Raw genomic sequence first — 9,232 nt, 5'->3', positions numbered from 1 at the left:
TTCCGCCGCATAGCGGCTCCAAACCGGCGCGTGAGCCGGGCGTTATGCATAGGGAGTAAATGCATGATCTTCGAGCTACCTGCACCGGAATCGCAAGACTCTGAGTCATTGGTTGGTTGTATCGAGGCTCGACGCAGCGTAAGGGCGTACACAAAGACACCGCTACCCATAGGTGTTGTGTCCCAATTGCTTTGGTCGGCCCAAGGAGTGACAGGTCCAGGTCAAAAAAGAGCAACTCCATCGGCGGGTGGATTATATCCGTTGCATCTACAAATTGTGGTGCAGCGTGTATCAGGGCTTGAGCCTGGCACTTATGAGTATATGTCTGACAGCCATTCGCTGAAGCTTGTCGGTGACCGTATTCCGGAGGGCACCATGCAAGAGGTAGGTATTGGTGATCAGCCATGGTTGAAGGATGCGGCTATCGTCATCGGAGTTACAGCGAAACTCGGAGATGCGGTTCGGCACTTTCAACGTCAGCCACCCCAAGGAGAGCGCGGTGCTCGCTATGTATATATGGAAACAGGTGCTTTAGCACAAAATGTCCATCTCCAGAGTACCGCTCTCGGAGTTGGTTGTGTTCTCGTGGCAGGGTTCGATGATTCAAGGGTGAAGGAAGCATTGAGGTTGCCTGCAGACTTGGAACCTACTGCACTGCTGTGTATCGGGCAACGGCGAGATGTCTAACAAAGCATAACAATACGCGTCACGCGGATGGCCTTTACGCCGCTTCGCTTTGTAAAGGCCACCGGTGCGCTCAGCGTTATGCACAAACGGAGACACTATGAACATCAAGGATGATTGGAAGAAGGTGAAGTCAGTTTTAGAGCAAGGTCAGGCTTCGACGGTTTACTGCTCGATCGCAACGGTTAACCCCGACGGCACACCCCACATCACGCCAGTTGGCACTGTTTTCCTTCGCGATGATCAGAGCGGGTACTTTTTTGATCACTACGCCGAGGCTTTGGGTAAAAATATCGATCAGAACCCGAATGTTTGCATCATGGCAGTCAACGCCGGTCGATTCTTTTGGCTAAGGTCTCTGCTAAAAGGCCGTNGTTAAGCCATCTCAGTGGATGAAGGGGGCGAGGTTGCTCTGGAGTGATTTCACCCACGTTCGAGACATTGAATTTACCCATTACAAGCCAATCACCTACCCAGTGATGATGGATGGGATGTGGCCGGAACATGCATAACCAGGCGGTCAACCGGACGCCAAAAGCGTACCGCTTTTGGTTCCCTCCGCTGCGCTCCGGCGCCGGTTTCCATCAGCGTTATGTGTTACTGCCAAGAGGTCAATCTCATTGCCTGAGCTGAAAACAGTCAGTCTTTTTCTCGTTACCGCATTGGCAGAGATCGTTGGTTGTTATTTGCCTTACCTCTGGCTTCGTGAGGGCAAAACCATCTGGCTTCTGGTGCCAGGTGCTCTTAGCCTTGCAGCATTTGCGTGGTTACTGTCGCTACACCCCACCGCTGCTGGCCGGGTCTATGCCGCCTACGGCGGTGTGTATATTTTTATGGCGATCGTGTGGCTTTGGGCCGTCGATGGTATTCGGCCAACCGCTTGGGATTTGGTTGGCTCAGCCGTTGCGCTGGTGGGTATGGCTATTATCATGTTTGCGCCGCGCACCACATAACCATCTGTTGTAGTGCCTTCCGGGGCCTGGCGGCCCTACACCGGACGCCTACTACGCTGCGCTCCGCAGTCGCCGCTAAACAAAAGCGTTATGCCCCTCTCTCAGCCTACTTTGCCGAATATTAACGCTTGACGTTATTAACGCTCTGCGTCATCATTTCCATATGATCATATCGTTCAAGTGTAAGGATAACGAGAAGCTGGCAAGCGGATGCCGCGTCAGACGCTTCGTCAATTTTGAGCGAGTTGCCTTGAGGAAAATTCGGCAACTTCAGGCTGCAAGCCAGTTGGATGATCTTAAAGTTCCGCCCGGAAATATGTTGGAGCCATTACATGGTGACCGCCAAGGTCAGCACAGCATTCGAATCAACAGGCAGTTCGGGGTTTGCTTCCGCTGGACCAAGGCTGGCGCGGAAGATGTCGAAATTGTTGATTACCATTAGGAGGTAACTCATGCGCAACATTGAAGCTGTAACGCCAGGCGAGTTACTTAAAGAAGAGTTTCTTGAGCCGATGGGTATTTCTCAATACCGCTTGGCCAAAGAGATTGGGGTGCCTGCTCAGAGGATAGGCCAGATTATTGCTGGAAAGCGTTCGATAACCGCAGACACGGACCTGCGACTTTGTCGCTTTTTTGGTTTGTCCAATGGCTACTGGTTGCGAGCTCAGGCAGCCTACGACACTGAGGTTGCGGAAGATGCCCTTGAGGATCAGTTGAAGAATATTCGTCCGTGGAATGCTGTATCTGAAATCGGGCACAGGGCATAACCAACGGCTGCACAGCGACCGATTTTCCGCCGCTTCACGGCTCCAAATTGGCGCGTGAGCCGGGCGTTATGTTTTGGTGTTCTACCATGAAACAGATTGTATGAAGGATATTGGAAGCCGAATTGAGAAAATAGAGGCACTACTCGCGGATAGCTCCGTCAGCAGTCTCACTTATGCCGCGCTTGAATCTCGGTTCACCATTGAGCTCATCTGCTACGAGCGGTTGATGACTGCGTATGGCTACACGTCCTATTCCGATCTTCGAAAATGGCAACCAAAAGATGTTGTTCAACAAGTGGTTCAAGAAGCCAATGAGTTGGCAGCGACGTCTCTCAAATTTTCAATATCCGCGACACCAGTAGATCCCAACAAACCGCCGCAATCAGTTACCGACTACGAGAACTTCGAATATGTTGAAGTTGGTACTCAGATAGGTTTCGATGTTAAAGAGATCGGGAAACTTTGGAATTCTCTGTCCGGCGCGGCACTCCATGTGCAGACACCGAAAAGTAAGGACAGTGATCTGTCGGTATATGGTGATCCCGTAAAAATCAGAACCAAAGTGGACAAAGCTCTCGATCTATTTAGAAAGGTTGCGGAGGGTAACCTTTTAACCTCTAGTCCAGGCCCTGAAATCTCCTACAAGTGCGATGGTTGCGGAGCGACGATCAAGCGAAAACAGAACCTTGTCTGCAATGGGATGGTGGCGAGTTGTAGTTCAGAAGCATGCAAGGAAAGCTACGTTCTGACAATAAGTGAATCAGGTGTTGAGTTCGGCCGGCGGCAAAAATTGTTCCCCTGTGATGGATGCGGTAAAACGATAGTGCTTCCTGCAAAACTAGCTGAAGGGCTCAGGTTAGATCAGATCCTGACCGCAGAGTGTGAGGATTGCGGCGAAAAGGCAGAGATAGTGCTTCGACCATGCAAGGTCGTGCGCAGCAAAAAAACATAACCAGGCGCGTCACTCGGATGTCTTTGTCTCCGGTGCGCTTCGGCGTTATGCGTAAGGATTAAGCAATGAGTTCGTACGGAACGTTGATATTCTTCTGTGGGAAGATGGGAGCTGGCAAAAGCACTTTGTCCGGCAAAATCGCTCGTGAGCGGGGAGCCGTGCTTATTTCAGAGGATGAATGGCTAGCCGCTCTGTTCCCTGGCGAGATCAAAGATTTCAATGATTACATTAGTTACTCATCTCGCCTTAAGCCAGTGCTGAGATCACACGTTGAGCAAGTGCTCTTGGCAGGTACCTCCGTGGTCCTTGACTTTCCCGGCAACACCCGGAAGCAAAGAGCTTGGTTCAAAGATATATACTCGCAACACGGTATTCCTCATGAACTGTACTATTTGTCGGTAGACGATGAAGTTTGTTTAAAGCAGCTGAAACAGCGGCAGAAAGAACAACCTAAACGAGCACAGTTCGACACAGAGGAGGTCTTTAGGATGGTGACAGGTTACTTTGAGCCGCCCGAAGAGTCGGAGGCGTTCAACCTCCAGATTGTAGAACGGAAGTCCGCATAACAAGTGGATGTTGTCGGACGCACCTACGCTAGCGCTCTGGTGTGCCGCAAAGCCAAGGCGTTAACCACACTGGCAACCTGGAGAGCCGCGCATTGTGGAAGTTTGATCCAGTCATCAGGGATGCTGGCTATTATCGTCGGCGTTGGTCATTCATTAATGCTTTGCTCAGTTTCGTGTTCCTGGTTGCCGGCACGGTGGCATTCTATTTCGACAATGTGACGCTACCTGGGCGCACGGGACTCGCTGAGTTTTCGGATAAGTGGGCCCATGGGGTAGGGGTGGCTTCCTTTTTCGTTGCTGCTTATTGGATTTATCAGTCGCTAAAGGAGTATCGAGTCTCTTTGCTCATACTCATGGCCCCGTTTCTGGCTGCGGCGGCGGTGTCGGCAATTTTGCTCGCCATCAAGTATGGTTAACAAGTCGTTGTAGTACGTTCTGCACTTCCTCCACTTCAATGGACACGATTTATACACTTATTGATCCGGATGAAATCATGATCATTAAGGAACAGGCTCAAGAAGTAAAAAACAAAGCAGGATATTGAACCGCGGTTTGCCGGCGCGCCGGCAAACCGCTAAGCCAGGCCCTTCAGCGTCCCTTGAACAAAGACCCCAATACCCCCCGCAAAATACTCCGGGTCATCTCCCGCCCTGCCGTGCGGGCCACGCTTTTTGCCATGGTCTCAAAAACGCCCTGGCGCGACGATGTTCTTGCTCGCGCCGGGGCTTTTCTTTTGCTGGTTGACGCTTTGTACATCCGGCTCTCATCAAGCGCTGCCTGCTCGGCTTCCTTGGCGGCTTGCTCGGCCCGTTCTTTCAGTTTCTCGTAGGCCGATTCGCGGTCAATGGTGGTGTTGTACCTTGGGCCAAACTCGCTGGCATTGATGATTTGCCTGCGTTCTTCGGCCGTGGCCGGGCCCAAGCGGGAGGAGGGTGGTCGGATCAGTGTTTGGTCAACTATCGATGGCATGCCTTTGGCGTCCAGGGTGGAGACCAAGGCTTCACCGATACCCAGTTCGGTGATGACTTTTTCAGTATCAAGGTTCGGGTTTTGCCGGAAGGTGGAGGCGGCGGAGCGGACGGCTTTCTGGTCTCGGGGTGTAAAGGCTCTGAGTGCGTGTTGTACACGGTTTCCAAGTTGGCCAAGCACGGTGTCCGGGATGTCAGTGGGGTTCTGGGAGACAAAATAAACACCCACACCCTTGGAGCGGATCAGTCGAACAACCTGTTCAACCTTCTGCAGGAGAGCTTTCGGGGCATCATCAAACAGCAGGTGCGCTTCGTCGAAAAAGAACACGAGTTTGGGTTTGTCGGGGTCGCCGACTTCCGGTAACTCTTCAAACAGTTCGGCAAGCAACCAGAGCAGTATGGTGGCGTATAGCCGTGGGCGTTGAATCAACTGGTCTGCTGCCAGCAGGTTAATGTGTCCGTGCCCTGCAGTGTCGCAGCGCATGAGGTCTGCCAGTTCCAGTGCGGGTTCACCGAAAAACTGGTCTCCGCCTTCTTGCTCAAGTTGAAGCAATCGCCGCTGTATGGCGCCAACAGAGGATTTGCTGACGTTGCCATAGATTGCTGTGAGCTCTTGTGACTGCTCGGCCACAAAGGTCATCAGGGCTCGCAGGTCTTTCAGGTCCAGCAGTGTCATGCCGTGCTCGTCAGCCACTTTGAACGCAATGTTCAGAACGCCTTCCTGGGTGTCGTTGAGTTCCAGCAGGCGAGACAGCAAAAGGGGCCCCATATCTGAAATGGTGGCCCGCATGGGGTGGCCTTCAACGCCGAATACATCCCAGAAAACGGTGGGGAAGCCATTGAACGAGTAGGGCTCAAGGCCTATCTTCTCCGCACGTTTGAGCAGGGCATGCTTGGGCGTTCCGGGCTGGGAGATGCCAGACAAGTCGCCTTTTACATCGGCCATGAACACCGGCACACCCTGAGCGGAAAAACCTTCCGCCAGAATCTGCAGGGTGACGGTTTTGCCGGTACCTGTGGCGCCGGCAATCAGACCATGACGGTTAGCACGGCTTAGCAGCAGGCTTTGAACGTGACTGCCATTGCCTATGAATACTGAATTCTCCGGCACCAGGTGCACCTCGTTGGGTATTGGACAAATTTGTTGACGGTAATAAGGCAAGCTTAGCCTAAGATGTGTTTGTTGATGGAGGTACAAGAACTATCAGTTTGGTCGATAAATGGAGTACAAGGCGAAAGGGCGGAAATGGCTGATCGAATGGTGGCGTTGGCAGCTGCCCAGCCCGGATTTCTGGGCATGGAATCCGTAAGGGAAGATTTAGGTATCACGGTTTTGTACTGGGAAAGTCTGGAGTCCATCACCAACTGGAAGAGGAATGCCGAGCATCTCGAAGCCCAGCGGCTCGGCAAAAAAATGGTACTCCGATTTTCGGGTACGGGTGGCAAAAGTGGAGTGCGAGTATGGCATTTTACCAGTCATTGAAGTTCGTTCCCGGCCTGGCGGCCGTCCACCGGACGCCCTAGTCGGGCGCCGCTTAATATTGGCGTTATGCCCCTGATCCGGCCTTGAAGTTTATACGGCATCGCCGTATATTCTGCTAATGCTATTCATCGAAACTTCAACGTTCACCAAGCTATTGCCGAACTACCTCACGGACGAGGAATACCTTGGGCTTCAAACCTACCTTTTGCAGAAGCCGAACGCCGGGGATTTAATCAAAGGTTCGGGCGGTGTTCGTAAGGTTCGATGGTCACCAGCGGGTTCGGGAAAGAGCGGTGGTATCAGAGCCATTTACTACTGGAAGAAGTCTGACCACGAGATATGGATGCTCACGCTGTACAGTAAATCAGAGCGCGCCAGTATTCCTGGCCACACGCTCAAGCAGATAGCGGAGGCAATCAAGAATGGGTGACAGGAACCTTGGGGCAGAGATTCTTGACGGTATCAATGAAATCAAGCAGTTCAAGAAGGGCAAATTGGCTCTACGAACGCATGAACTTTCAGAACCTTCACCGCCCAAAGTGATCAGGCTGAAATTACACATGTCGCAGTCAGCATTTGCCGGTCTTATGGGCGTAAGTGTGCGAACCCTTCAGGACTGGGAACAGGGTCGGCGCGAGCCGCAGGGTCCTGCGGTTGCGCTTCTGCGCATTGCTGAGCAACACCCAGAAGTTTTTAGTCAGCTTCACTGATCAAAGTGAGGTGTAACCAGGCCATGCACCGGATGCCAAAACCTCTGCTTCGCGCCGGTTTTGTCACCGGTGATGGCGGGCGCTAAATTTTTTGCCGCACCCTCATCGACTATGCTGTAATACGTTGTAGTCGCCAAACTAGAGGGTATATTTATGAGCGTCACCACGGTTCGCCTTCAAGCAGAAGTTGAACAGCAGCTGGAGGCAATTGCTGGCAGGTTGCACCGGAGCAAAGGTTGGGTAATTAACCAAGCATTATCGGAGTACATAGAAAAGCAGCAGCTGGAGCAAGAGCGCTGGAAACAGACCTTGGAAGCAATGGAGTCCGCTGCCCAAGGCAAGGTTGTTGATGCCAGCGAGGTTCACAGCTGGCTAAATAGTTGGGGAACCGACAACGAGCAGGATGCACCGAGGTCAGGTAAGTGAAACTGGTTTACACGGACGAAGCCATTGAAGATTTAAAGCGCCTCAGGGAGTTCATTGCAGTCCACAATCCATCGGCGGCAGCCCGGATCGCCACCGAACTGGTTGGCAAAATCGAATTACTTCCTGATTTTCCCAAAATGGGGACGCCAGTTGAAATGGCACCGGTGCCTGGCTCTGTTCGAGATATGGTTTTCGGGAAGTACGTCGTTCGATATTCGCTCCATACCAGTGCCATCATCATTCTCCGGGTATGGCATGGCCTTGAAGGTGAGCGGTAGTAATTTAACCAGGCGCGTCACTCGGATACCTTTGTCTCCGCTGCGCTTCAGCGTTAAGCTCTGTTGTTGCGTGGTGCGCAACATGCTAGCATTGCCTTATGATTAAATCATTCAGTCACAAAGGACTGAAACGGTTCTACTCGACCGGCAGCACGGCTGGAATACAGTCTGATCATTCCAAGAAGCTGCGCATACAGCTTGTTGCTCTAGACACTGCCACTTCAGTGGAAGACATGGATATCCCTGGTTTTCGGCTTCATCCATTGAACGGTAAAGACAAAGGGCGGTGGTCGATTTGGGTAAACGGAAACTGGCGCATGACGTTCGAATTTCAGGACGGCAACGCCTACATACTTGATTATGAGGATTATCACTAATGACTATGCATAATCCGCCACATCCCGGTGAGTTCATTCGAGAGGTGTACCTGGCGCCTTTCGGAATCAGTTCCCGTCAGCTTGCTTCCAGTCTGGGCGTTTCACCTTCCACTTTGTCCCGATTGCTCAAAGGGGATAGTGGTATTAGCCCGGAAATGTCTCTTCGGCTGTCCAAGGTTCTCGGGCGCACCCCTGAGAGCTGGTTGGCGATGCAAGATATGTATGATCTCTGGGTGGCCCGCAGTACGGTTAATTTGGATGGTATTCATCCGCTGGATTTCGAGGCAGCTTAACCAATAGTTCCAGTACGTTCCGGGCCTGATGGCCCTCCACCGGACAACCGGACAGCCTTGTCGCCGCTTCGCTCTGCCAAGGCTGCTGCTGAACAACGGCGTTATTCCTTAAAGCAGATGCCCTTCTGGCAACATGCGTTTGTGCAGGATGCGGATAACTTCAACAACACCGTCGGTGGCTACCCGATAAAAGATGATGTGGCTTCCTTGGGGGTACTGTCGGTAGCCCGGGCTGATCTGCTCGCAGGATTGCCCCAGGTTCGGATTTTCACCCAGTAGGTGTAAGCACTGGTCGAACTGAAAAATGTAGTGGTTTCGCTGATCCCGGCCCCATTCACGCTCCGTGTACAGTGCAATAGATTTGAGGTCAGCTTTGGCCTTCCTGGAAAGCTTGAAATTCAGCATCAGCGCCCTTCGTTGTCCAGTTCGCGAATGAACGAGTCATAGGAGTAGTCTTCAAAACCACTGTCCTCGCCTTCCTTAAGCAGTTTGCGGAGCGTAGTCAGGCGGGTTTCGGACTCTTCAAGCAGGCGCAATCCTGCACGAACAACTTCGCTGGTTGAGCTGTATCGGCCATTTTTGAGTTGTTCCGCAATGAACGCATCAAAATGTTGGCCTAGAGTGATGCTGGTGTTCTTTTGCATGATGCCACCTCGCTAGTACCAATAATTGGTATATTTTGGTCCAGGTGGCATAACAATGCAATCCACGCGACAAGCGCGTGAACGCGGGCGTTAAATCAGTAGTGATACCGGAGCTGGGCGATAAGCAAAGC

Annotated in this window: 17 protein-coding genes and 1 pseudogene; 15 read left to right on the top strand and 3 right to left on the bottom strand. The window is 52.2% G+C overall.

The window, feature by feature from the left end:
• Positions 1–63 precede the first annotated feature (63 nt).
• From CLH62_RS20685 to CLH62_RS20650, 8 genes and pseudogenes are all read left to right on the top strand, one after another.
• Complete coding sequence (locus tag CLH62_RS20685) at positions 64–687, top strand: SagB/ThcOx family dehydrogenase (protein ID WP_099620061.1); 624 nt, start codon at positions 64–66, stop codon at positions 685–687.
• Between the two features lie 97 nt (positions 688–784).
• A pseudogene (locus CLH62_RS20680) lies at positions 785–1,057 on the top strand (pyridoxamine 5'-phosphate oxidase family protein); the annotation flags it as partial.
• A gap of 247 nt (positions 1,058–1,304) precedes the next feature.
• Positions 1,305–1,637 carry a YnfA family protein gene (locus tag CLH62_RS20675; protein ID WP_099620060.1) on the top strand — a complete coding sequence of 111 codons (333 nt, stop codon included), beginning with the start codon at positions 1,305–1,307 and terminating at the stop codon, positions 1,635–1,637.
• A 163-nt stretch (positions 1,638–1,800) separates the two neighbouring features.
• Entirely contained in the window at positions 1,801–2,079 is a 279-nt protein-coding gene (locus tag CLH62_RS20670; protein WP_099620059.1) for a type II toxin-antitoxin system RelE/ParE family toxin, read from the top strand.
• A 10-nt stretch (positions 2,080–2,089) separates the two neighbouring features.
• The gene (locus tag CLH62_RS20665; RefSeq protein ID WP_099620058.1) at positions 2,090–2,404 is read left to right on the top strand and encodes a HigA family addiction module antitoxin; all 315 of its coding nucleotides are present in this window, start codon (positions 2,090–2,092) and stop codon (positions 2,402–2,404) included.
• Positions 2,405–2,504: 100 nt separating this feature from the next.
• Positions 2,505–3,356 carry a hypothetical protein gene (locus CLH62_RS20660; RefSeq protein WP_099620057.1) on the top strand — a complete coding sequence of 284 codons (852 nt, stop codon included), beginning with the start codon at positions 2,505–2,507 and terminating at the stop codon, positions 3,354–3,356.
• 65 nt (positions 3,357–3,421) lie between these two features.
• Positions 3,422–3,922, top strand: coding sequence for a P-loop nucleotide/nucleoside kinase family protein (locus CLH62_RS20655; protein WP_099620056.1), 501 nt, complete (start codon positions 3,422–3,424; stop codon positions 3,920–3,922).
• Positions 3,923–4,014: 92 nt separating this feature from the next.
• Positions 4,015–4,338: a hypothetical protein gene (locus tag CLH62_RS20650; protein ID WP_099620055.1), complete on the top strand. Its 324-nt coding sequence runs from the start codon at positions 4,015–4,017 to the stop codon at positions 4,336–4,338.
• A 172-nt stretch (positions 4,339–4,510) separates the two neighbouring features.
• Here the strand turns inward: CLH62_RS20650 and CLH62_RS20645 are convergent, their stop codons facing one another.
• Positions 4,511–6,001 carry a helicase HerA-like domain-containing protein gene (locus CLH62_RS20645; RefSeq protein WP_211285868.1) on the bottom strand — a complete coding sequence of 497 codons (1,491 nt, stop codon included), beginning with the start codon at positions 5,999–6,001 and terminating at the stop codon, positions 4,511–4,513.
• Positions 6,002–6,136: 135 nt separating this feature from the next.
• On the opposite strand from CLH62_RS20645, the gene CLH62_RS20640 reads away from it, so the two are divergent.
• The 7 genes from CLH62_RS20640 (at position 6,137) to CLH62_RS20610 (ending at position 8,457) form a co-directional block, all read left to right on the top strand.
• Complete coding sequence (locus tag CLH62_RS20640; RefSeq protein ID WP_407657790.1) at positions 6,137–6,373, top strand: antibiotic biosynthesis monooxygenase family protein; 237 nt, start codon at positions 6,137–6,139, stop codon at positions 6,371–6,373.
• A 118-nt stretch (positions 6,374–6,491) separates the two neighbouring features.
• Positions 6,492–6,803 carry a type II toxin-antitoxin system RelE/ParE family toxin gene (locus CLH62_RS20635; protein ID WP_099620054.1) on the top strand — a complete coding sequence of 104 codons (312 nt, stop codon included), beginning with the start codon at positions 6,492–6,494 and terminating at the stop codon, positions 6,801–6,803.
• Positions 6,796–7,083 (top strand): helix-turn-helix domain-containing protein, encoded by a 288-nt coding sequence (locus CLH62_RS20630; protein WP_099620053.1) that lies wholly within the window; start codon positions 6,796–6,798, stop codon positions 7,081–7,083. Before CLH62_RS20635 ends, CLH62_RS20630 begins: the two co-directional genes overlap by 8 nt.
• A gap of 153 nt (positions 7,084–7,236) precedes the next feature.
• On the top strand, positions 7,237–7,509 hold the full coding sequence (locus CLH62_RS20625) for a CopG family ribbon-helix-helix protein (RefSeq protein WP_099620052.1): 273 nt from the start codon (positions 7,237–7,239) through the stop codon (positions 7,507–7,509).
• Positions 7,506–7,787 carry a type II toxin-antitoxin system RelE/ParE family toxin gene (locus CLH62_RS20620; protein WP_099620051.1) on the top strand — a complete coding sequence of 94 codons (282 nt, stop codon included), beginning with the start codon at positions 7,506–7,508 and terminating at the stop codon, positions 7,785–7,787. The genes CLH62_RS20625 and CLH62_RS20620 overlap by 4 nt, the downstream gene beginning before the upstream one ends.
• A 98-nt stretch (positions 7,788–7,885) precedes the next feature.
• Positions 7,886–8,164: a type II toxin-antitoxin system RelE/ParE family toxin gene (locus CLH62_RS20615; RefSeq protein ID WP_099620050.1), complete on the top strand. Its 279-nt coding sequence runs from the start codon at positions 7,886–7,888 to the stop codon at positions 8,162–8,164.
• The gene (locus tag CLH62_RS20610; RefSeq protein ID WP_099620049.1) at positions 8,164–8,457 is read left to right on the top strand and encodes a HigA family addiction module antitoxin; all 294 of its coding nucleotides are present in this window, start codon (positions 8,164–8,166) and stop codon (positions 8,455–8,457) included. The genes CLH62_RS20615 and CLH62_RS20610 overlap by 1 nt, the downstream gene beginning before the upstream one ends.
• 108 nt (positions 8,458–8,565) lie before the next feature.
• Here the strand turns inward: CLH62_RS20610 and CLH62_RS20605 are convergent, their stop codons facing one another.
• Together CLH62_RS20605 and CLH62_RS20600 are read right to left on the bottom strand one after the other, a co-directional pair.
• A complete protein-coding gene (locus CLH62_RS20605) occupies positions 8,566–8,862 on the bottom strand; it encodes a type II toxin-antitoxin system RelE/ParE family toxin (RefSeq protein ID WP_099620048.1) in 297 nt (98 codons plus the stop codon).
• A complete protein-coding gene (locus tag CLH62_RS20600) occupies positions 8,862–9,101 on the bottom strand; it encodes a type II toxin-antitoxin system ParD family antitoxin (protein ID WP_099620047.1) in 240 nt (79 codons plus the stop codon). The genes CLH62_RS20605 and CLH62_RS20600 overlap by 1 nt, the downstream gene beginning before the upstream one ends.
• Between the last annotated feature and the right edge of the window lie 131 nt (positions 9,102–9,232).

The organism is Marinobacter guineae (assembly GCF_002744735.1).
In the GTDB taxonomy this organism is placed as follows: domain Bacteria; phylum Pseudomonadota; class Gammaproteobacteria; order Pseudomonadales; family Oleiphilaceae; genus Marinobacter; species Marinobacter guineae.
This window is presented reverse-complemented; position numbering and strand designations above follow the sequence as displayed.

Bases quoted from the DNA above. Each gene is read 5' to 3' on its own strand.
- CLH62_RS20685 (WP_099620061.1), top strand. From the start codon at position 64: ATGATCTTCGAGCTACCTGCACCGGAATCGCAAGACTCTGAGTCATTG.
- CLH62_RS20670 (WP_099620059.1), top strand. From the start codon at position 1,801: ATGATCATATCGTTCAAGTGTAAGGATAACGAGAAGCTGGCAAGCGGA.
- CLH62_RS20665 (WP_099620058.1), top strand. From the start codon at position 2,090: ATGCGCAACATTGAAGCTGTAACGCCAGGCGAGTTACTTAAAGAAGAG.
- CLH62_RS20660 (WP_099620057.1), top strand. From the start codon at position 2,505: ATGAAGGATATTGGAAGCCGAATTGAGAAAATAGAGGCACTACTCGCG.
- CLH62_RS20655 (WP_099620056.1), top strand. From the start codon at position 3,422: ATGAGTTCGTACGGAACGTTGATATTCTTCTGTGGGAAGATGGGAGCT.
- CLH62_RS20640 (WP_407657790.1), top strand. From the start codon at position 6,137: ATGGCTGATCGAATGGTGGCGTTGGCAGCTGCCCAGCCCGGATTTCTG.
- CLH62_RS20635 (WP_099620054.1), top strand. From the start codon at position 6,492: ATGCTATTCATCGAAACTTCAACGTTCACCAAGCTATTGCCGAACTAC.
- CLH62_RS20630 (WP_099620053.1), top strand. From the start codon at position 6,796: ATGGGTGACAGGAACCTTGGGGCAGAGATTCTTGACGGTATCAATGAA.
- CLH62_RS20625 (WP_099620052.1), top strand. From the start codon at position 7,237: ATGAGCGTCACCACGGTTCGCCTTCAAGCAGAAGTTGAACAGCAGCTG.
- CLH62_RS20615 (WP_099620050.1), top strand. From the start codon at position 7,886: ATGATTAAATCATTCAGTCACAAAGGACTGAAACGGTTCTACTCGACC.
- CLH62_RS20610 (WP_099620049.1), top strand. From the start codon at position 8,164: ATGACTATGCATAATCCGCCACATCCCGGTGAGTTCATTCGAGAGGTG.
- CLH62_RS20605 (WP_099620048.1), bottom strand. From the start codon at position 8,862: ATGCTGAATTTCAAGCTTTCCAGGAAGGCCAAAGCTGACCTCAAATCT.
- CLH62_RS20600 (WP_099620047.1), bottom strand. From the start codon at position 9,101: ATGCAAAAGAACACCAGCATCACTCTAGGCCAACATTTTGATGCGTTC.